This is a genomic window from Actinophytocola algeriensis, from assembly GCF_014203735.1.
Lineage (GTDB): Bacteria > Actinomycetota > Actinomycetes > Mycobacteriales > Pseudonocardiaceae > Actinophytocola > Actinophytocola algeriensis.
The window spans coordinates 132690-154712 of sequence record NZ_JACHJQ010000012.1 but is presented as its reverse complement, the minus strand read 5'-3'; the positions used below and the strand labels follow the sequence as shown (position 1 = coordinate 154712).

Below are 22023 nucleotides of genomic sequence, written 5' to 3'. Positions count from 1 at the left end.
CAGCCCGGCAAACAACACCGGACCCACCGCCGCCGGACGTCACCAAACTTCACAGTCGACGGAACCTTATCGAGAACAAAGAATGATCACCGCGGGCGACCTGGCCCGGTACTGCCGCGAAACCGAGTTCCTCGGCAATTCCGGGCCAGGTCGCCACCTGCGTTACGGCCTTGCCGACGTCGACGACCCACGAATTTCGTGAAGTGTCACCGTCAGCGGCGGGTGGGCAGTAGGACCGCCGCGGAGGTGCCGCCGCGGCGGGTCGGTTCGCCGACCGCGGTGACCAGCCCCCGAGGCCCGAACTCCAGGCCCGCCGCGATGCCGATCCCCGTACTCCTGTCGAAGCTGTGCCCCAGCGCCGCCAACCGCGTGCCGGTCGGCGAGTCGATGAACCCGGCCTCGGCCAGGGTCGTCGGCGTGTTGCGCTGGGTGGCGCGTGGTGCGGCGATCGCCTCCTGGAGGCTCATCCCGAAGTCGAGGCGGTTGACCAGGATCTGCAGGACGGTGGTGATGATCGTCGACCCGCCCGGCGAGCCGACCGCGAGGAACGGCTTGCCGTGGTGGAGCACGATCGTCGGCGACATGCTCGACCGCGGCCGCTTGCCGGGCGCGGGCAGGTTCGGGTCGGGCGCGTCGCCCTGGGTTGGCGCGAAGTTGAAGTCGGTCAGCTCGTTGTTGAGCAGGAACCCGCGGCCCGGCACGACGATCCCGCTGCCGCCGAGCTGCTCGATCGTGTTGGTGTAGGAGACGACGTTGCCCCACCGGTCACTGACCACGAAGTGGTTGGTGTGCGTGCCCTCCGGCTTGCTCGGCGTGGCCACCCCGGCCTGCCGGCACGCAGCGCCGCCGAACGGGTCACCCGGTGCGACCGGGCTGACGCCCGCCGCGGCCGGGTCGATCTCGCAGGCGCGCTGCCGCGCGAAGCGGTCCGAGAGCAGCTGCCGCTGCGGCACGTCCACGTGGTCCGCGTCGCCGATGTAGCGGTTCCGGTCGGCGAAGGCGAGCCTGCTGGCCTCCAGGTAGTGGTGCAGGGCCTGCGCGCGGTCCATGTCGGACAGGTCGAACCGCTCGAGGATGTTCAGCGCCTCCCCCACCGTGATGCCGCCGCTGGACGGCGGCGCCATGCCGTAGACGTCGTAGCCGTGGTAGCGCACGTGCGTCGGGGCGCGGTCGATCGCGCGGTAGGCCTCGACGTCGGCTTCGGTCATCAGACCGGCGGGCGGGTCGATGGTGGCGTCCGGCGCGAGCGGCGGCGTCCGCACCGCCGCGACCATGTCGCGGCCGACCGGACCGGAGTAGAAGGCGTCGGTGCCGTGTGCCGCGATCTCCCGGTAGGTGTCGGCCAGGTCCGGGTTGCGCATCAGCGTGCCGACCTCGGGCACCGCACCGCCGGGCAGGAACAGCTCGGCACTGGACGTGAACTGGGCGAGCCGGTCGGCGTTCGAGGCGATCTGGCCGCGAACGGCGGCATCGAGCGGGAAGCCGTCCTCGGCGACCCGGATCGCGGGCCGGAGCAACTCGCCGAGATCGCGGGTGCCCCACCGCTGCAGCGCACGCTCCCACGTCGCCAGCATGCCGGGCACACCGACCGACAGACCGCTGGTCACGGCGGTGCCGAACGGATAGGGCGCACCGGTCTCCGGGTCGATGAACATCGTCTCGTCGCCGGCCATCGGATTGGTCTCGCGGCCGTCGATGGTCGAGACCTCGCGGGTGCGCGCGTTGTAGTGCACGAAGAAGCCACCACCGCCGAGACCGGCCACGAACGGGTCCGTGACGCCGAGCGTCGCCGCGACCGCGACCGCCGCGTCGGTCGCCGTCCCGCCTCGGCGCAGCACCTCGATCCCAGCCTCGGTCGACTCGAGCGTGTCGGACACGACCGCGCCACCCCGGCCGACCGCCAACGGCTGCTCGCCCGCTCTTTCGGCGCCCGCCGGGGCGATACCGGTCGTGAGTGCCGCGGCGAGCAGGAGCCCCACCGATAGTGCCGATCCGATCCGGCGTGTTCGCATACCGACCTCTTTCGTGGCGCAGCGTGTCCGTACTCGCCAATGTCTTACCGGTAACCGCCTCCGTGCACAATGGTCACCGGGCCGACCCGAAAGTCCATAATGGACCTCCGGGCGGGGTCAGGGCATGGTAGGCCCTGCCGCTGGCAGTCCGCTGCCCGTACCGCGCCCGCACCGAGCTCCGCAGGCAGGGCACCGGCACCGTCGAGGACGTCACCCCGCTCGTGGTCTACCTGAGCGCCGCGGAGTCGGCCGCCATCACCGGCCAGTACTTCAGCTTCGTCGGCGACCGCTTCGCGATCTGGGCCCACCCGGCCGAGTCCTTGGTGACCCACCGGGACGGCGGCTGGACCCCGGCACAACTGGCCACCGACTTCGCCGAGTACGCACAACACCTGCAGCGCCACACCAAGGCGGGGTGAGCCGGCTACTCGACGTCCGGTGAGAGCGCCCGGGCTTCGTCGCGCGGGGTCACCCTGGCAGCGGGGTCCGGGACGCCGTGGCGGGTGAACACCCACAGCACGAGCCCGAGACAGCTGAACGCGGCACCCAGCGCGCACACGGCGCCCCAGCCGGCCACCGTGTAGAGCGAGGTCGCGGCGATGGCGCCGGTGGCGCTGCCGATCGAGTAGAAGACCATGTAGCCGCCGATCAGTCTGCTGCCCGCGTCCGGGTGCAGTGCGTGGATCAGGGTCTGGTTGGTGACATGGACCGCCTGCACGGCGAGGTCGAGCAGGACCACCCCGACGACCAGGGCCCAGAGCGAACCGCGGGTGAAGGCCAACGGCAGCCACGAGAGCGCGAGCAGTGCCATGGCGATGCCGGTGGTCCGCCGGGAGAGTCCTCGGTCGTTCAGGCGGCCTGCCACGGTCGCGGCCAGGGCGCCTGCCACACCGATCAGCCCCAGCGCCCCGATCGCGCTGTGGGACAGGAAGTGCGGGGCTTCGCTGAGCGGCAGCGCGACGCTGCTCCACAACGTGCTGAAGGCGGCGAAGACCAGCAGACCGAACGCGGCCCGGAGCCGCAGCAGTCGTTCCCGTGCGAACAGGGTGATGGTGGAGCGCAAGAGCTGTCCGTAGCGCAGGGTTGTTGCCGGAGCGGCACCGTGGCGCGGCAGCACGCGGTACAGGAGCAGGGCGAGCAGAGCGGTGAGCGCCGCCGAGGCGAGGTAGACGGAGCGCCAGCCCGCGAGATCCGCCATGAGGCCGGACGCGGTGCGGGCGAGCAGGATGCCGATGACCACGCCGCTGGTGACCAGACCCACGACCCGTCCGCGCCCGGCGGGAGCGGCCAGTGATGCCGCGAAGGCCACCAGCGTCTGCGTGACGACCGCGAGCAGCCCCATCGCGGCCATCCCCGCGAGCAGGATCGCCGCCGTGTGGGCGGTGGCCACCACGGCCAGCGCCATCACCAGGAGCAGCAACTGGGCCACGATGAGCCGTCTGCGGTCGGCCACGTCGCCCAGCGGCACGAGGAAGAAGAGCCCCAGCCCGTACCCGACATGCGTGAGGGTGACCACGCCGCCGACAAGTGCCGGGCTCATGGCGAGGTCGTGGCCCATGGTCACCAGGAGCGGCTGGGAGAAGTAGACGTTGGCCACCGCGGTCCCGCAGGCGACGGCGAACAGCATGACGACGCCACGGGACAGGACGAGCCCGGAACCCTCCCGGCTTGGGGCGTCGACCCGTGTCACAGTCCCACCGTCGCCGGGCATCAGCACTCCTCCACATCTGGTTGCATCTTGCTACCAATGACACGGTAGCTATTTTGGTAGCATGTTGCAACCATCGTGAGAGAGTGAGGACGCCATGGTGACCAGGAAGCGCTTCGACGACAGCGAATGTCCCGTCGCCCGGTCGGTGGACGCGATCGGCGACTGGTGGTCCCTGCTGATCGTGCGGGACGCCTTCGACGGAAGCAGGCGCTTCGGGGAGTTCCAGCGCAGCCTCGGCGTGGCGAAGAACATCCTCACCGCGCGGCTGCGCACCCTGGTCGCAGGCGGTGTCCTCGAATCCGTCCCCGCCTCGGACGGCAGCGCCTACCGCGAGTACGTACTGACTCCGAAGGGGAAGTCGCTCTTCCCCGTCATCGTGGCACTGCGGCAGTGGGGCGAACAGAACTTCTTCGCCCCCGGCGAGGAACACTCGCAGTTGGTCGACCGCAGACGAGGGCATCGCCTGCGGCCACTGGAAGTGCTGTCCTCGGACGGGCGACGGATGAACCCCGACGACACCACCGTCCACAAGATCTCCACGCGGTGAGCTGAGCCGGAGCTCCGGGTCCCGCCGTGCCAGGTGCCGCGGTTGGGGCCCCGGCCACGAGATGCCACAACTCTGCTGGTCAACGCGCTCCGCGGCGAACCGGCCCGGAAGTGGGGGCCGCGCCGTCCCGGAAGGCTGCCCTTTCGGGACGGACACGGACCGGGCACGCAGGTCACCGTTGACGAAATCGACGAAGGGCGTGGCCATGACCCGACCGACTGTCCAGCAGGGCGACTTCGACAACAACGACGTCCGGCTGCTGCAGCAGATGTTGCGCGACATGCACTACCCCGTCGGCAACATCGACGGGGACTTCGGCCCCATCACCGAGGCCGCGCTCATCGCGTACCAGAAGGACCACATGATCGGTGATCCCGAGGGCGTGTGCGGGGTGAACACGTGGGCCGCGCTGGAGACGCAGTTCGGGGACCTCGACGGGCTGCGGTCCGAGGAGAGCATCGCCGACTACGTCGACGACACCTACGGCACGGCGCACAGTTCGATGGATCCCCAGGAGCAGCTCGACGCGCTGGCCGTCGCCGCCAACGAGCAGCTCACCGCCGCCGGGGTGCCCTACGTGCCGATCGCCTTCGGCGACGCCGGGACGAACTGGGCCGTCTTCGACTGGCGGCCGTGGGCCGTCACCGTCAACCGCGACCTGTACGTCAAGGCGCAGGACAGCGGCGAGGCCGTCGAGAACATGGACACCATCTACCACGAGTCGCGCCACAGCGAGCAGTGGTGGACGATCGCGCGCCTGCTCGCCGGGCTGTACGACATGGACGGGGCCGCCATCAACGCCCGCACCGGGCTGAACCTCGACATCGCCAATCTGGCCGTCGCCGACCCGATCCTGCAGTCGAACACCAAGACGATGGCGGCGATCGCCTGGTACGAGCAGAACTTCGGCGTCTCCCCCGTCCCGGCGGGCGTCGACCCGCCCCGGGAGGCCGACGCGGGCGCCACGGGCGGCAGCGTCAAGCGGCAGGTGAAGGAGTACGTCGAGGGCGGGCCGGCGACGGGACGGCGGATCCTGCGCCGTGACGACCAGGACGCGAGCGAGATCCGCTACCTCCAGGAACTGCTGATCTACCGCGGCGTCACGCCGGGCGCGGTGGACGGCGACTTCGGCCCGAAGACCGAGGCCGCGGTGAAGGCGTTCCAGGCGAGCCAGGGCCTCGAGGACGACGGACTGGTCGGCCGGCTCACGTGGGAGGCGCTGCTGCCATGACCCGCCCCACCCTTGCGGAGGGCGACAACGACAACAGCGATGTGCGCCTGCTCCAGCGGATGTTGCGCGACCTGAACTACCTCACCGATCCTCCCGACGGGGACTTCGGCCCCGTCACCGCCGCCGCGCTGGCCAACTTCCAGGAACAGCACATGGTCGGCGACGAACGCGGCGTCTGCGGGGTGAACACCTGGGCGGCGCTGGCGGCGCAGTTCGGCGACCTCGACGGCCTGCGGTCCGAGGAGAGCATCGAGGAGTACGTCTCCGACACCTACGAGGACGTCGTGCTCAGCGACAAGGAGCCCCACGAGCAACTCGAGACGGTGGCGGCCGCGGCCAACGAGCAGTTGGCGGCGGCCGGCGTGCCCTACGTGCCGTTCCGGTTCGGCGACGCGGAGGGCAACTGGGCCACCTTCAGTTGGTGGGACTGGGAGGTGACGATCGACGAGGTGAAGTTCCGGGCGGCGGGCGACGAGAACGACCCGGTCTACAAACCGGTGTACAACATGGACACGCCCTACCACGAGGCCCGGCACGCCGAGCAGTGGTGGCTGGTCGCCCGGGTGCTCGCGGGGGCGTACGGCATGGACGGGCCCAGCATCCACGAGAAGACCTGGCTCCCCCTCACTATCGCGAACCTCGCCGCCGACGACCCGGTCTACGAGGCGAACGCCGAGGCGACCGCCGCGCTCACCTGGTACGAGCACAAGATGGGACTCGTGACCGTCCAGAGTGGCGTCGACCCGTCGAACGAGGCCGACGCGGCCGGGGCGGGCGGCGCGGTCCAGCGCCAGGTCGACGAGAACGACTGGGGTGGCCCTGCGGCCGGCAGGCACCTCCTGCGCCTCGGACACGGGAACCCCGGCGAGATCCGCTACCTCCAGGAACTGCTGGTCTACCGCGGCTTCCAGCCCGGTGAGCCCGACAGCGACTTCGGCCCGCTGACCGAGGAGGCGGTCAGGGCGTTCCAGCGCAGCAGGGGCCTGACCGACGACGGGATCGTCGGCAAGCTCACCTGGGAGGCGCTGCTGCCGTGAGCCCTACCCGTGGCTCGGTAGTACGGTGCGGCCGCGCTGGTGCAAGGACGCGCCACGGCAACCTCCAACCGCGGCGCCGGCCGGTGCCCGTACGCAGTTTTCCGGAAACTTGACAGCGAACTGTGTGGGGGGACTGCCGCTGTCCCATAGGCTGATGTCCGGTCTGGACATTGGGGGAATCGGGTGCGGCTTCGCCGGTTTGTGCTCGTGATGGGTGCTGTCGTCATGACCGCGGGATGCGTTCAGGCTTCGGACGGATCAGGGCCGTCTGCCGGCGGTGACGTCGACCTGATCGTGCCCGCCGAGGCCGGGGACCCCACGGACACGGTCGCCCGCGCCGTCGCGCCGTGCCTCGCCGACCGGCTGCGGGTCGACGTGGTCGTGCGGAACCTGCCCGGCGACAACGGTGTGCTCGGCAACCAGGCACTCGTCGACGCGGACCGCGACGGGCACACGCTCATGATCAGCTCGGTGAGCCCGACGGTGGTGACGCCGTTGCTGCTTCCCGAGAGGACCTACCGCGTCGAGGACTTCTCCTTCCTCGGTGTCGTGCGCTCCGCGCCCGTCGTCCTGTTCACCGCCGCGGACAGCCCCGTGGACTCCGCCGAAAGCCTGCTGGCGGCGGCACAGGCAGGCAGTCCACCGGTCACGGTCGCCAACCGTGGGGACAAGACAGTCGAGGGCTACACCTTGTGGCTCCTGAACTTCCTGGCGGAGACCCGTCTCGAGTCCGCACCTGTCGACTCGGACGCGGAGATCCTCCGCGGTGTCGTCGCCGGCGACTACGCGGCCGGCCTGGTCACCCTCACACCGGAGCTCCTGTCCGGTATCAGGGCCGGGGAGGTCAGGCTGCTCGCCTCCGGCGGCCTCCAGCAGCCGACGTACCTGCCGGAGGTGCCGACCATCTACGAAGCCGTCGGCTACCGGTCCTTCGACGCCATGCCGGACCTCGTCATCGACACGGCGTTCAGCGCGCCGGACTACGTCGGCGACGCCAAGTACACGGAACTGTCGTCCGCGCTCTCCCGGTGTCTGAGCACCGACAACGTCCAGCGCGACATCGGCGCCGAGTTCGTGCCCGCGGACCAGATCGGCGCGGGAGAGCAGCGCGCCCGTTACTGGAAGCTCCAGCGCAGCGTCCGGCTGGGACTGAACATGGCGGAAATCGAAGGCAGGTAACGGCAGTCGTGCCCGTGCTCTGAGGCACCTCCGGGGGAAGGTGCCTCAGAGCATCGGTGGTGGCAGCAGCGCCTTCTCCTCGAACAGGAGTACCTCGGTGGTCAGGCCGTGCGGATGGTGCGGGTACCGACCAACGCGGTGACACCCAACGCGAGTGCCGCGCCCACCACGATCGCGAGCAGGTAAGGCACCGGCGCCAACGCCATCAGCGGATCACCGAGCTTCACCACGGCGAACGGGATGACGCAGACGACCGCACCGAGCCCGCCCGCCACGACGCTCGTCACCGTCGCGGCCACGACCTCGCCGACGAGCATCCCGCGGGTCTGCGTGTGCGTCGAACCGACGAGCGACATCACCGCGAACTCCGTGCGGCGCTGGTGGATCGAGGCGACGAGGGTGTTGGTGAGGGCGATCCCCATGAAGATCGCGATGAGCACCACCACGAGGTAGTTGATCGACGCGAGGACCTGATCGGTGCTGCCGCCGCCCGCCGTGTAGTCGTTCTCGATTCCCTGCATGGACAGCGTGCCCGCGGCGACACCGACGAAGAGCGTCAGGAACGTGACGACCGGGCGCACCCGCTCAGGTGCGGCGGTCATGTTGATCGCCGCGAGGTGACCGGCGGCGCCGCCGGTCGTGCGCGTGACGACCCGGACGACCCGGGTCGCGACCGCGAGCAGCTCCGGCGCGAGCACCGCGAGCCCGACCGCGACGAGGACGCACGCGGGACCGGTCATGGCGGTGGTGGCGACGTTGTCGGCGTCGAGGCCGACGACCGAGGACGCCGATCCGAGCCCGGCGACGAGCGCGATCGCGGCGCCGATCCGCCGTCCCCTGCCCCGGCTCGTGCGCCCGGTCGCGACGGGCGCTCCGACCGGGCTCGCCGCGGTGAGCCGCCTGCTGCCGAGCCAGGCCGCCGCCACGCTCGCGACGAGCACGACCACGGCGCCCAGCAACGGCAGCGCGAACCCGGGTGCGAACTCCGAGACAGCGTCGATGAGCCCAGCGGCGTGCACCCGGTCCATGACGAGCCACCCGAGGAGATAGCCGCAGGCGGTACCCGGCACAGCGGCGACGGCGGACAGCACGAACGTCTCGACGGCGACCATGGTCTGCAGCTGGCGCGGCGTCGCACCGACCAGCTGGAGACCCGCGAGCTCGCCCCGCCGCCCCGCGAGGGTGACGCCGATGGTCGAGACCATGGCGAACAGGACGATCGCCACCACCCACCCGCCCATGATCAGCGGGAACTGGGTGAGGAACGGCGCGTCGGCCGCCGTGGTCGTCGGGGCCAGCCCGGTGCCGAGCAGCGCCGCCATGGCGGTCACCAGCAGCATGCCGACGAACGAGACCAGCGCGGTCGCGAGCGCGGCCGAGCGGTGGTGGACGAACGAGCGCAAAGCGAGCGTCACCACGGTTCAGCCCACCACAGCTTCGTTGGCGGCCCGCTCCGCGGACTCGACCAGCGTCGCCATCCTGGTGGCCACCGCGGATGCGGACGGTCGCGCCAGCCGGTCGACGATGCGGCCGTCGGCGAGGAACAGCACCTGGTCGGAGAAGGACGCGGCGACCGGGTCGTGCGTGACCATGATGATCGTCTGGCCGCGGTCTGCCAGGCCGCGCAGCAGCGCGAGCACTTCGCGGGCGCTGCGGATGTCCAGTGCGCCGGTCGGCTCGTCGGCGAAGACGACGTCGGGGTCGGTGATCAACGCCCGCGCCACGGCGACGCGCTGTTTCTGCCCGCCGGAGAGCTGGTCGGGCCGGTGCCCGGCGCGCTCGCCGAGACCGACGCCCTGGAGCAGGGCCGCGGTGCGCCGCGGGTCGGCGCGCCGACCGTCCAGCCGCAGCGGCAGTTCGACGTTCTCCCCCGCGGTCAGCGCGGACAGGAGGTTGAACGACTGGAACACGAACCCGACCTGGCGGCGGCGCAACCGCGCGAGCTCCACCTGCCCGGCCCGCGTCAGGTCGCGCCCCTCGAGCTCGACGAGCCCGGACGTCGGCTGCTGCAGCCCCGCAGCGCAGTGCAACAGGGTCGTCTTGCCGGAGCCGGACGGCCCCATGATCGCGACGAACGACCCCCTGCCGACGTCGAGGTCGACGCCGCGCAGCGCGTGGACCGGGCCGGCATCGCCCGGGTACTGGCAGGTCAGCCCACGGATCCGCAGGACTGGTGTGGCGTTCATGATGCGACTCCTATCGATATGTACGTTCGTTTGAAACGAACGTTTACATGATACGGTACACGCCATGGGCCATCGAGAGAACCTCCTCACCGCCGCTCGCGAATGCCTCCTGCGCAACGGCTACGCGCGGACGACGGTGCGTGATCTCGTCGCGGCTTCCGGCGCCAACCAGGCGTCGATCAACTACCACTTCGGTTCGAAGGACCAACTGCTCACGCAGGCGGTCTACGACCTGAACGAGGAGTGGGGCCGCTTCCTGTTCGAGGCGCTGGAGGACACCGGAGAGGCGCGGGAGGAGGCGGCGCAGGTCGCCAGGTGGCAGCGCATCATCGAGTCGATCCAGACGAACCGCGAGCTCTGGTTCGTCAACTTCGAGACGGTCGCGGTCCTCCAGCACGACGACCAGATCCGCATGATGAACGCCGCGGCGCAGCGCACGGCGCGGACCGCACTGGCCAACGCCTTCGGCGGCCTGGGCCCCGACTCCGATCCGGCGGACGTGCACGCGGTCGGCGCCCACTACTACTCACTCCTGGTCGGCGTCGCCCTCCAGTGGCTCACCGACCCCGACCAGGCCCCGTCCGCCGATGAGATCGTCCGCGCCGACCACGGCTGACCGTCCTCTCGGCACCCGGACGCACCCGGGCGGCATCAAAAGGATGGTCCTGTTCCTACTTTCGAGTTAGAACCCGTGATACCGCCCCGTTTTCCCTGGTACTGAGAATCATGGCGGTGACTCGACGGTTGTTTGTCAGCGGCGCGGTAGCTGCGCCACTCCTCGGACAGATGGGCGGTACCGCGGCTGCGGCAGCCGCAACGGGTTCGGCGGCTGATCCGGCGTTCACCCTCCTCGACGGGCTGAGTGAGTTGCAGGCCACCGAGCTCGCGCTCACCCGGCTCGCGTCGGAGGGGATCGAGATCCAGGCGGTCGAGCCCGCCGTGCCGATCACCGGCGCGGACGCCAGGGTGGTCGGGGTGCGGATGACCCCCGAGTACGCCAACGGAACGATCGCCCTGACCGGACAGCCCGGCTCGGGCAGTGGACGGCTCCTGGGTGGTGCCGTGCTGACCTCCCCCACGGCACGCATGGAGATCACCGGCATCCGTGGTTCCCTGCCGGACAACCGGATCTTCGCGTTCCTGAAGGTGAACGACCAGTGGGTGGGTGAGCTGCCGATGTACACCGGCGACCCGGCCGCGGTACGACTCAGCGTCCTGCCGGGAACACCCGGCAAACCCACCGTCATCAAGGGCAGCGGAATTCCGCTCACCCCGACCCAGGAAGGACTGGACGCGTTCGCCGGGGCGTTCGGCACCGCGTTGTTCGCCCTCACCGACGTCGTGTTCACGTCGTCGGGAGAGGGCAACGCGTGGCCGCTCCCCTCCTCGCCGATCGGTTAGTGCTGGCTCCACCAACGTTCGCCGGGTCCTTCAGTGGTATGGCGGAGCCCCTGACGATGCCCTAGCCGCAAAGGCGCGAAAGGCGCGCGGGGGCGCCAGCCCCACACCACCTCCGAGGCTGCCTGCCATCCCAGAGACCTGCCCAACCCGGCCAACGAATGCGGACACAGCACTAGGAATTGCCGATGGCCGCCCACGGATGGGTGCGTGTGGTGGCGACCGCCACCGCCTGCAGGCGGCTTGCCCGCAGGAACGGATAGGCGGCCTCGCCGTGGATGCCCGCGCTCTTACCTGTGCCGCCGACGATCGGCAGTCCCGGGACCTGCGCCATGTGTGAGTCGTTGACCTTCAGCAGCGCGCCGTTGGAGACCTCGGTGGTGAACCGGTCGATCACGTCGGTGTCCGCCGCCCACAGGGAGTTCCGCAGGCCGTAGGGGTTGCCGTCGAGGAACGCCAGGCACTTGTCCAGCAGGTGCGGGCCGTCCGCCGGCACGACGACGGACAGCATGGGGAAGAACGCCTCGCCGCGCACCGCGGAGATCCGCTCCGCGTCGGCGAAACCGTCGACGCGGAGCACGGTCGGTGCGATGAACATCCCGTTCGGGTCGGGTTCGCCGTCGACGTTCAACCGGGCGCCACCGCACACCCGCGTCGCCCCGGCCTGGAGTGCGTCGGTCAGCGTCCGGTGGAAGGCGGTCGCGCGCAGGACCGGGCTGAGGACGGTGTCCGTCTCGGCGGGGTCACCGGGCCGCAGCGCCTCGGCGGCCGTCGCGACGCGGCTGAGCAGTTCGTCGGCGATGGCCGGATGGGCGATGACGTACTTCGGGCTGAAACACGTCTGACCCGAGCCGTAGAAGCACTCCGTCAACGCCGCGGTGGCGTGGTCGAGATCGGCGTCGTGCCACACCAGCACACCGTCGTTGCCGGACAGTTCGAGAATGGGTTTCTTGCCCCGTGCCACGCATTCGCGCTCCAGGGCGAGGCCGTTCTCGGTGGAACCGAAGTAGTAGACGGTGTCGACCAGCGGGCTGTCGAGCCACTGGCGCATCGTGCTCTCGTAGTCTGCGCACAGCACGTTGAGTGTGCCCGCGGGTGCGCCGCGGGCCTCGAGCGCCGGGATGACGACGGTGTGCAGGACATAGCTCAGCGAGCTCACACAACTCCTCGGCACCCGGATCACCACCGCGTTCCCCGCCAGCATGACGAGCATGGCGATCACGGCGAACAGCGGCGCGTTCGCCGACGGGTCGACGCACACCACACCGTCGGGCTGGCGACGCAGCACGATCCGGTGCCGCGACGTGGTGATCTCCTGCCGCAGCAACGAACGGGCGAGGTCCAGGCTGTCCTGCCCGAGGACGTCCAGCACCGCGGTGAAGATGGCGTTCGCCAGCACCCGTGGGCATCCCTCGAGGTGCAGGAGCCGGGCCAGCTCGTCGCGGTGCGCCAGAAAGCCCTCGTGGAGATCCTGCACGAAGGCAAGACGCTCGTCGATCGACATCGCGCGCAGCCGGGGTGCGGCCGCCGCGGCCGCGCGCAGTGCCGCATCCCCCTGTTCCGGGGTGGACAACGCCGCGGAGCACAGCACGTGCGGGTGCGCGTGCACTTCCTCTTCCGTGCCTTCGCGAAGCAGGCGGTACAGGTTCGCGGTGTCCGCACCGCTGGGTCCCAGTACGGCTCGGGCGCTCATGCCGTACGTCCGCTCGTCGGTGTCGACCCGCTCGCCGCCGATGTAGAGCGGGAAGTGGCGGACCGTGGTCCTCGTCTGTGTCATGTGGACTGAGCGTGCCCTTCCTCGGACTTGAAGTGGTTGACCAGCGAGCGCGCCAGGTCGTCGATGCCGCCGCTGGAGATCACCCGCATCACCGGGATCTCCCGGCCCAGCCTGCGCCGCATCTTGGCGACCAGCTCGGCACCCATCAACGAGTCCACGCCGAGCTGGTCCAGTGGTTTGCCGCGGTCGATGCGGTCCGGCGCGACGGCGAGCACTCCGGCCAGCGTGTCGACGATCGCGTCGGCGGTGAGCACGATCGCGTCCTCGACCGACGCCTGCCGCAGCCGCTCGGTCAGGTCGTCGTACTCGTCGTCGGCGACGCCGTCCGCGCCGACGAGCTCGCCGAGCCGCCGGGTGGTGAGGTGCGGGTAGATCCGGCGCAGGAACTCGCCGTCGTGGCTCCACACCATGGCGACGCCGGGACCGCCGACCAGTTCGTCGAGCGCCGTGCGGACCTGCTGCGCGGTCAGCAGCCGCATGCCGGCCCGCGTCACGGTCCGCGTGACCGCCTCGTCCCTGGCGACATAGCCCACCTCCCCCACCGTGCCCCACGCGATGGCCTGACCGGGCAGGCCACGCGCGCGCCGGGCACGCGCCAGCGCTTCGAGGAACAGGTTTCCCGCGCAGTACGGCGCCTGCCCGGCGTTGCCGAACAACGCGGCGACCGACGAGAACATCAGGAACAGGTCGAGGTCGTGGTGCTCGGTGAGACGGTCGAGCACCATCGCGCCCGCCATCTTCGGCGCGAGCACCGCCTGGAACCGCTCCCCGGTCAGCTCGGTGCTCATCGCGTCGTCGAGCACCATCGCCGCGTGCACCACGCCGCGCAGCGGGGCGTCGCCCTCGTCGATCGTGGCGATCAGCGACCGCATCGCCGGCTCGTCCGTGACGTCGGCCGCGGGTACCGAGACCGCCACCCCGCGCCCGGTCAGCTCGGCCACGACGTCCGCCGCCCCGGGCACCTCGGCGCCGCGGCGGTTGACCAGCACGAGGTGTCGTGCGCCGCGGTCGGCCAGCCAGCGGGCGGTTTCCGCGCCGAGACCGCCCGCGCCGCCGGTGACGAGGTAGGTCCCGGCCGGGTCGAACGCGGGCACCGGCCGGGTCCGCCGTTCGACCGGAGGCCGCTCGTCGAACCGCACGATCAGCTTGCCGATGTGCCGGGAGTGCTGGATGCTCCGGAACGCCTCGGGGACCTGCCCGGTGGTGAACACCCGCTGGGGCAGCGGACGGTGGACACCCCTCCGCGTCAGTTCGAGCAGCTTGTCGTACTCGGCGGCGATGGTGGCCAGCCGGTGCTTGCCGAGCTGGTCGATGTCGAGGGCGAAGTAGCTGATGTTGTTGCGGAACGCGTGCAACGACACGTTGCGGTCGCTGTAGAGGTCGCGCTTGCCGAGCTCGACGAACCGGCCGCCGAGCCGCAGCAGTTCCAGGCTGCGGCCGATGAACTCGCCGCCGAGGGAGTTGAGCACGACGTCGACACCCTCGCCGCCGGTCACCTCGAGCACGTCGGTGACGAAGCTCAGGCCGCGCGAGTCGAAGACGTGCTCGACGCCGAGCAACCTGAGGAAGTCGCGCTTCTCCTCGGAGCCCGCGGTGGCGATCACCGTGGCGCCGATCGCCCGGACGCACTGGATGGCCGCCAGCCCCACCCCGCCCGCGGCGCCGTGCACCAGCACCACCTCGCCCGCTTCCAGCTGTGCGAGCTTGCGCAGCCCGTAGTGCACGCTGAGCAGCGCGACGGGAATGCCCGCGGCGGACACGAGATCCAGCTCCTCCGGCACGGCGCCGACGAGGTTCTCGTTCACCAGCACGTGCGAGGCGAGCGAACCGGGGACGAACCCGTACACCTCGTCGCCGGGACGGAACCGGGTGACGTCCGGGCCGACCTCGGTGACCACAGCCGCGCACTCACCGCCGAGCCGGGCACCGGTCGACCCCAGTTCCACCACCCAGTCCGGCAGCATGCCCACCGCGATCAACGCGTCGCGGTAGTTGATGCCGGTGGCCTTCACCTCGGCGACCAGCTCACCCGGTCCCGGCCGGGGCACGTCGGTGGCCTCCCACGCGAGCCGGTACGTCGGCCCCGCCGAGCGGGTGACCAGCCGGTAGGGCGTGGCCGGGTCGTCGGCGACCGGCGGCGGCAGGTCGCGAAGCCTCGGCACGAACCGGCCGGACTCCGTCAGCACGACCTCGTCCTCGTCGGCCGGCTCGAGCAGCTCGCGCACCAGTTCGACGACCGGCACCTCGCCCGACAGCGCGACGCGCCGGATCCCCATCCCGCCAACCTCGGCCGCGATGACGCGTGCGGTCCCCCACAGCGCGGCGTCCACCGGACTCGTCGCGAGTCCCGGGTTGGCGCCGGTGGCGCCCGTGACCAGCCACAGCCGGGTCACCGCGTCCGCGGGCACCTCGGCCGCGGCCCGCACGAGCGCCTGGATGGTCTCGAACCGGCGCGTGGTGACCGCCAGTGCGTCGGCCGGACCGGCGCCCGGCTCACCGAGGACCAGCACCACGTCGGTCGACGGCCCGCCGAGCCATCCCGCCACGCCGGTGCGCGGGTCGCGGCGCACCACGTCCGCCCCGTGTCGCGCCAGCGTTCCGGCGACCGCGGCGGCGACCCCGGCCGTGTTGTCGTCCTCCGGCACCACCACGATCCGGCCGTCGGGCGCGGGCGGCAGCGGCGTGGGTGGCAGCGGCTCCGCCCGCGGTTCGCGCCGCGCGATCAGCAGCGAGCACATGCCACCGTCGTCGACGACGTGCGGTGCACGAAAACCGTTCGCCAGCAACAGGTCCCGCCATCGCGCCGACGGCAGCAACGGCCCGGCGGGGCGCAGGTCCCGGTCGGTCACCGACCAGAACCCGGGCGCCAGCCCGAACGGCAGCACGAGCAGCGGCAGGTCGTGGGCTTCCACGAGCAGCAGGCGCCCGTGATCGGTCAACGCCGTGCCCAGCGCCTGCAGCGCCGCGCGGAGGTCCGCCGCCACGTGCAGTGCGTTGGCCGCCACGACGACGTCGAAGGAGCCCGGCTCGACGTCCGGCTCGTTCAGGTCGAACGTCCGGTACTCGACGAAGTCGTAGCCCGAGAACCGCGCCTCGGCAGGCACGAGGAAGGCAGGCGAGACGTCGGTGAAGACGTACTGTGTGCGGTCCGCGGGCAGCACCGGCAGCAACGCGGCGGTCAGCGCGCCGGTACCGCCGCCGACCTCGAGGATCCGCAGTGGACGGTCCGCGGGCCACGCCGCCACCAGGCTCCGGATGGCCTCGGCCGCCGCCCGGTGCGCGGGCCGGGTGGTCGGCGACAGGTCGTAGAAGTGGGCGAGGGTGTCGCTGCCGTGCGTCGGCAGCAGGATCTCCAGCGCGTCCTGTTCACCACGCAGCAGTTCGGCCAGGCGCAGGCCGGTGCGGCCGGCGAGGGTGAGGTCGGGGACGTGGTCGGGGAACTCGTCGAGCAGCTCACCGAACCGGGGTCCGGTGGCGTCGGGCCGGATCGCCCACCGGGTACGGCCCTGGAACTCGCCGCGCCACTCCAGGTGGCCGTGCTCGGCCGCGATCTCCAGCAACACGTCGAGCAGCGGGACGAACTCGGGACGCACGCCCGCGGCCCGCAGGTCGTCGGTGAAGAAGGTCTCCGCGCCGTCGAGGAGCGCCGTGCACGCCCGGGTGACGAACGCCGCGGTCAGCGCGATCCGCCTGCGCCGGAACGTGTCGTGGCCGGGCGCGGGCGGCACCGCCAGCTCCGGTGGTGTCCACGCCACCTCCGCGGCCGCGGCCCGGCCGCGCGGCGCGGCACGCAGTTCGACGTGCTGGTGGCGGACCGCGTGCCGGTCGGCGACCTTGATGCGCAGGAACCGGCAGTCGACCAGGTCCAGCAGAACCTCGCCTGCGTCGTCGACGAGCGTGATGTCGGCCATCGCGGCCGTGCTCGAGACCGTCCTGGCGCGGAAGTACACGGCGCCGGTCGCGGCCGGTTTTCCCCAGAGGCGTGCGGAACCGATGGACACCGGCATGTACGCGTGCTCCTGGGTGACCTGGCCCGCCACGATCCGGCCCAGCTCGATCGCGGCCTGCAGGCCGGCGTCGGTCCACGCCGGGTGCGCGTGGAACCCGGTGGGGTCGAGGTGACCGCAGTCGAAGTCGGCCAGCACCGCCATGCCGTCCACCCACGCCTGGCCGATCACCACGAAGTCCGGCCCGTAGCCGAGGCCGAGTTGCTCGCCGTCGGCGTAGAACGTGCGCTGGTCGACGTGCGTGCCGTGCTCGGCGAACCGGGCGCGGAGCGCCGCGAGGTCGAGCCGGGCGGGTGCGGTGGCCACGCGGCGCCGGACCCGGCCACGTGCGTGGGTCTGCCACACCTGGCTGTCCGCGGCACGGGTCGCCACCCGGAAGACACCGTCCTCCTCGGACAGCGAGACCTGCAGGTCCGGCAGCGCCATCTCGTCGTCCGGCTGGACGACCGGCTTGGTGATCTGCAGCTCGTGCACCTCGACCGGGCCGTCGTGCACGAGCTGCCCGGCGGCCCAGCCCATCTCCAGGTAGCCGGCGGCGGGCATGATCGGGGTACCGGCCGCCCGGTGCCCCGACAGCCACGGCAGCCGCGCCGGGTCCACTGTGGACCGCCACGTCGGGTCCGAGACCGCGACCCGGTTGCCGAGCAGCACGTGGTCCGGCGGCGTCGTGTTGCCGCTCCACGTGTACTTGCTGCCCAGCCAGAACCGCTCCCGCTGCCACGGGTAGCCGGGCAGCCGCGCCGTCCGGCCGCCGTGCGGGAAGAAGCGGTCCCGGTCGAGCGGCGCGCCCGCGGCGAGCGTGGCCTCCACCGCGGTGCGCAGCGCCCTCGGGCCCGGCACCGACCTGGCGAGCGTCGGCAGGACGGCGACGGCGCCCTCGGCGTCCGAGGCGGCGGCACGCTTCAGGTACGTCTGCAGCACCGGGTGCGGACCGATCTCGACGAAGGTGCGGAAGCCGTCGGCGGCCAGGTGGCCGGTGGCGGCGTGGAACCGGACGGGTTCGCGGAGGTTGCGGCACCAGTACTCGGCGTCCAGCTGGTCCCCCGCCAGGCGCTCACCGGTCACCGTCGAGACGAAGTCGATCGACCCGGGCTTGGGGGCCAGGTAGGCCAGCCCGTCGCGCAACGACGGCAGGAGCGGGTCCATCGCGGCGCTGTGGAACGGGTAGTCGAGGTCGAGCACGCGGCAGAAGACGTCGCGGTCCGCGAGCCTGGCGGCCAGGTCGCGCAGGTCCTCGTCGGGCCCGGCGACGGTGACGTCCTGCTCGCTGTTGACGCCCGCGATCTCCAGGCGCCCGTCGTAGCGGGTGAGGAACCGCCCGGCCTCGTCGGACCCGAGGTTCACCGCCGCCATCCGGCCGAGGCCCCTGGCGCGGGCCTGGGTCTCGCTGCGCACCACCGCCAGCTCCACGGCCTGGTCCAGGGAGTAGATCCCGGCGGCGTGGGCGGCGGCGATCTCGCCGGAACTGTGCCCGTACACCGCGTCCGGGACCACGCCGTACTCGGCGAGCACCGCGGTGATCGCCGCCTGCACCGCGAACGTCGTCGGCTGGATCACCCTCGTGTCGTGCAGCCGTGACTCGGACGCCAGCAGTTCGTCGCTGACCGTCCACCCGACCCTCGGCCGCAGCAGGGCGTCGATCTCGGTGACGACGCGCGTGAACACCGGATCGGTGCCCAGCAGGTCGGCGGACATACCCGCCCACTGCGCGCCGTGCCCGGAGTAGACGAACGCGACCCGGCCGCGTGCCGCCGCACGACGGGCGGGCACCTGCTCGGCCAGCCGTTCGCGGGCCTGCTCCGCGTCGGACGCGAGCACCACCCGCCGGTACGGGTGCCGGGCGCGCCGGTGCCAGGACGAGTAGGCGACGTCGGCGAAGTCCGTGCAGCCGGTCAACCGTTCGTCCATCCGGGACACGGCCTCGGCGAGTGCGCTCTCGGTTCGCGCGGACACCACCAGGGGCACCTCGCCGCCCACCGTCGTTCCGGCCCCGGCGGCCGGGGGTGTCTCGAGCACGATGTGGACGTTCGTCCCGCCGAAGCCGAACGAGTTGACCCCCACCAGCCGCCCCGACGTGGCGCGTGCCTCGGGCACCGGGGTGATGGCGAGCCCGTCGAAGTCGATGTCGGTGCTGCGCGGTGACGCGCTCGGCGTCGGTGGCACCATGCCGTGGCGCAGCACCAGAATCGCCTTGAACAGCCCGGCCATGCCCGACGCCGGTTCGAGGTGGCCCACGTTCGCTTTCACGGATCCGACCGGCAGCGGCTCGCCGGTGCGCGGTACGCCAAGGGCCCGGCCGATCGCCTGGCACTCGATCGGGTCACCGATGGGTGTCCCGGTGCCGTGCGCCTCGATGTAGGCCAGGTCGTCGGGAGCGAGCTCGAACCGGCCGTAAACCTGGCGCAGCAACGCTTCCTGCGCGTCACCGCTCGGCAGCACGAGCCCGGTGGTGTGCCCGTCGCTGTTCGTTCCCGAGCCTGCGATCACCGCGTGCACCCGGTCGCCGTCGGCGATGGCGTCGGCCAGCCGCTTGAGCACCACCACCCCGGCGCCCTCGCCACGCACGTAACCGTCCGCCGCGGCGGAGAAGGGACGGCATCGCCCCGTCGGGGACAGGAAGCCCGCCTTGGCGAACCCGACCGTGGTCAGCGGGTTGAGCAGCACGTTCACCCCCGCGGCGAACGCGATCCGCCCGTGCCCCGCGCGAAGGTGTTCACACGCGAGGTGCACCGCGTTCGACGCGGAGGCGCACGCGGTGTCCACCTTCAGGCTCGGCCCGTGCACGTCGAGGTGGTAGGACAACCGGTTGGCGGTGTTGGACAACGCGGCGCCGGAGTTGGTGTACGGGCCGATCGTGCCGGGCGTCGCGAAGTGCTGGCCGCCGTAGTCGGGCGCGGACACGCCGACGAACACCGCGGCGTCCGTGCCCGCCAGCGAATCCGGGTCGATGCCCGCGTCGTCGAGCGCCTCGACGCCGAGTTCCAGCACCAGCCGCTGCTGTGGATCGATGCTGACGGCCTCGCGCGGGCTGATGCCGAAGAACTCGGCGTCGAAGCCGGCGACGTCGTCCAGGTAGCCACCGTGGAAGGTGTAGGACTTGCCTGGCCGCATCTGGTTGGCGTCCCAGTACCGCTCGACGTCGAACCTGTCCGGTGGTGGTGCGCCGACGGCCTCGCGACCTTCGGAAAGCAACGACCACAGGCCGTCGAGGTCGTCGACCCCACCGGGGAGGCGGCAACCAACACCAACTATCGCGATCTTCTCGGGCACCAGGCGATCTTCCAACGGCGATCCGCATCTCTCAGCGCACGAGAAGGTATTCACCCGAATTGCGAACCCGTCGGGTGTACGTGGCCACCGCGGGCACGGTCCGATGCGGTCTGGTGCTCAGCGTCGAACGAAGCGGGACAGCAGACCGTACGGGTAGGGCAGCGTTTCGGTCTCGCTCGCCGCGGTGAGGCGGTCCGCCTGTTCTGGTGTCAGGGCCCAGTCGACGATGGCGAGGTTGTCCCTGGCGTGGTCGAGGGTGCGCGGGCCGACGATCGGCGCGGTGACCGGCGCGCGTTGCAGCAGCCAGCGCAACGACACCTGAGCCGCGGAGCGTCCGGTCTCGGTGGCGATCGCGGACACCTCGTCGATCACGCGCCAGGTGCGTTCGGTGGCGTAGCCGCTCCACGGGATCGACCCGGCTTCGGCCGCCGCCTTGACGCGCGTGCCCTCCGCCGGGGCGGTCGCGCCACGCCGGTGTGCGCCGGACAGCCAGCCGGCCCGCAGCGGCGACCACGGGATGACGCCGAGGCCTTCCGCGCGGCAGACGGGGAACAGCTCCCACTCGGCCTCCCGGTCGAGCAGGTTGTACAGCGGCTGCAGGCACACCAACGGCTCCCAGCCACGCAGCATCGAGACGTCGACGGCTTTCTGCAGCTGCCAACCGGTGAAGTTGCTGACCCCGAGGTAGCGGACCGTGCCGGCCCGCACCAGCCCGTCGAGGGTGGAAAGCGACTCTTCGAGCGGCGTGCCGTCGTCCCAGACATGCAACTGGTACAGGTCGATGTGGTCCGTGCCGAGCCTGCGGAGGCTGGCCAGCACCGCGTCGAGGATGTGCTTGCGTGACAGGCCACGCTCGTTGGGTCCCGGCCCCATCTCACCGAACGTCTTCGTCGCGATGACGTAGTCGTCGCGACGGCGCGTCTTCAGCCAACCACCCAGGATCTCCTCCGAACGACCCTGCCCGTAGACGTCGGCGGTGTCGATGAAGTTGCCGCCCGCCTCGGCGAAGGTGTCCAGGATCCGGTGGCTCGTCTCCTCGTCGGTCCGCTCGCCGAACATCATCGTGCCGAGGCACAACTCGCTCACCTGAAGGCCCGACCTGCCGAGAAATCGATAGTCCATGGCGACGACGCTAGGCCCTGGAGCGCGCTCCAGTTCAAGAGCCGAACGCGTCCGCCCACACCCGCGACGCGAGATGACGGTGCGCTCAGTTTCGGTCGCCACCGGCTGGGCATTCACCTCCCACCAGAGTTCTGGACGAGAGGAGCCCACCATGGGCGCGTTCGACAAGGCGAAGGACAAGGCCGAGCAACTCGTCGGCAAGGGCAAGGAGCGGGTCGGCCGCGAGACGGACAACCAGGAGATGGAAGACGCGGGCAAGCGCGACCAGCTCAGCGGCGAGGCCAAGGAAGCCGGACACGACCTGCGGGACAAGGCAGCCGGCGCGGTGAAGGACGCACGCGAAACCCTCCGAGGCGACGACCGTTAAACACTGAATGCCGCCTGCCATCCCGTCGACCGGGCGAAGCCCGATCACACACCGGTTCAGGGGCCCCAAAAGACCGAAGCCGGCAACAGTGCCACACCGGGGCCCCTTCGAGCCGGTGGGACAGCACGTGGTGAGTCGACGGGATGGCAGGCGGACCACCGACGACGACCTGCGCCCCA

Annotated in this window: 15 protein-coding genes; 8 read left to right on the top strand and 7 right to left on the bottom strand. The window is 71.2% G+C overall.

Features of this window, described 5'->3' with window-relative positions:
- Positions 1-212 precede the first annotated feature (212 nt).
- Positions 213-2012, bottom strand: coding sequence for a gamma-glutamyltransferase (ggt, locus tag FHR82_RS42075; protein WP_184816293.1), 1800 nt, complete (start codon positions 2010-2012; stop codon positions 213-215).
- A 221-nt stretch (positions 2013-2233) separates the two neighbouring features.
- Between ggt and FHR82_RS42070 the strand changes: the two genes are divergently transcribed.
- Positions 2234-2431, top strand: coding sequence for a hypothetical protein (locus FHR82_RS42070; RefSeq protein WP_184816292.1), 198 nt, complete (start codon positions 2234-2236; stop codon positions 2429-2431).
- A 5-nt stretch (positions 2432-2436) separates the two neighbouring features.
- Here the strand turns inward: FHR82_RS42070 and FHR82_RS42065 are convergent, their stop codons facing one another.
- Complete coding sequence (locus FHR82_RS42065; protein WP_311771546.1) at positions 2437-3702, bottom strand: MFS transporter; 1266 nt, start codon at positions 3700-3702, stop codon at positions 2437-2439.
- A gap of 115 nt (positions 3703-3817) precedes the next feature.
- On the opposite strand from FHR82_RS42065, the gene FHR82_RS42060 reads away from it, so the two are divergent.
- From FHR82_RS42060 to FHR82_RS42045, 4 genes are all read left to right on the top strand, one after another.
- Positions 3818-4270 (top strand): winged helix-turn-helix transcriptional regulator, encoded by a 453-nt coding sequence (locus tag FHR82_RS42060; protein WP_184816290.1) that lies wholly within the window; start codon positions 3818-3820, stop codon positions 4268-4270.
- Between the two features lie 205 nt (positions 4271-4475).
- Positions 4476-5501 carry a peptidoglycan-binding domain-containing protein gene (locus FHR82_RS42055; protein ID WP_184816289.1) on the top strand — a complete coding sequence of 342 codons (1026 nt, stop codon included), beginning with the start codon at positions 4476-4478 and terminating at the stop codon, positions 5499-5501.
- Complete coding sequence (locus tag FHR82_RS42050) at positions 5498-6538, top strand: peptidoglycan-binding domain-containing protein (RefSeq protein WP_184816288.1); 1041 nt, start codon at positions 5498-5500, stop codon at positions 6536-6538. The genes FHR82_RS42055 and FHR82_RS42050 overlap by 4 nt, the downstream gene beginning before the upstream one ends.
- 225 nt (positions 6539-6763) lie before the next feature.
- Positions 6764-7717, top strand: coding sequence for a tripartite tricarboxylate transporter substrate-binding protein (locus tag FHR82_RS42045; RefSeq protein WP_184816287.1), 954 nt, complete (start codon positions 6764-6766; stop codon positions 7715-7717).
- A 101-nt stretch (positions 7718-7818) separates the two neighbouring features.
- Here the strand turns inward: FHR82_RS42045 and FHR82_RS42040 are convergent, their stop codons facing one another.
- Together FHR82_RS42040 and FHR82_RS42035 are read right to left on the bottom strand one after the other, a co-directional pair.
- Positions 7819-9135, bottom strand: coding sequence for an FtsX-like permease family protein (locus FHR82_RS42040; RefSeq protein WP_184816286.1), 1317 nt, complete (start codon positions 9133-9135; stop codon positions 7819-7821).
- A 3-nt stretch (positions 9136-9138) separates the two neighbouring features.
- Complete coding sequence (locus FHR82_RS42035) at positions 9139-9903, bottom strand: ABC transporter ATP-binding protein (RefSeq protein WP_184816285.1); 765 nt, start codon at positions 9901-9903, stop codon at positions 9139-9141.
- Between the two features lie 64 nt (positions 9904-9967).
- Here FHR82_RS42035 and FHR82_RS42030 point away from each other — a divergent pair, with 64 nt between their 5' ends.
- Together FHR82_RS42030 and FHR82_RS42025 are read left to right on the top strand one after the other, a co-directional pair.
- On the top strand, positions 9968-10519 hold the full coding sequence (locus tag FHR82_RS42030; RefSeq protein ID WP_184816284.1) for a TetR/AcrR family transcriptional regulator: 552 nt from the start codon (positions 9968-9970) through the stop codon (positions 10517-10519).
- A 170-nt stretch (positions 10520-10689) separates the two neighbouring features.
- Entirely contained in the window at positions 10690-11304 is a 615-nt protein-coding gene (locus FHR82_RS42025; protein WP_184816283.1) for a hypothetical protein, read from the top strand.
- Between the two features lie 172 nt (positions 11305-11476).
- Here the strand turns inward: FHR82_RS42025 and FHR82_RS42020 are convergent, their stop codons facing one another.
- The 3 genes from FHR82_RS42020 to FHR82_RS42010 all read right to left on the bottom strand — a co-directional run bounded on the left by FHR82_RS42020 (position 11477) and on the right by FHR82_RS42010 (position 21477).
- Entirely contained in the window at positions 11477-13078 is a 1602-nt protein-coding gene (locus FHR82_RS42020; protein ID WP_184816282.1) for an aldehyde dehydrogenase family protein, read from the bottom strand.
- Positions 13075-20355 (bottom strand): type I polyketide synthase, encoded by a 7281-nt coding sequence (locus tag FHR82_RS42015; protein WP_184816281.1) that lies wholly within the window; start codon positions 20353-20355, stop codon positions 13075-13077. Before FHR82_RS42015 ends, FHR82_RS42020 begins: the two co-directional genes overlap by 4 nt.
- A gap of 117 nt (positions 20356-20472) precedes the next feature.
- Positions 20473-21477 (bottom strand): aldo/keto reductase, encoded by a 1005-nt coding sequence (locus tag FHR82_RS42010; RefSeq protein ID WP_184816280.1) that lies wholly within the window; start codon positions 21475-21477, stop codon positions 20473-20475.
- A 151-nt stretch (positions 21478-21628) separates the two neighbouring features.
- Between FHR82_RS42010 and FHR82_RS42005 the strand changes: the two genes are divergently transcribed.
- Positions 21629-21844, top strand: coding sequence for a CsbD family protein (locus FHR82_RS42005; RefSeq protein ID WP_184816279.1), 216 nt, complete (start codon positions 21629-21631; stop codon positions 21842-21844).
- Positions 21845-22023 lie beyond the last annotated feature (179 nt).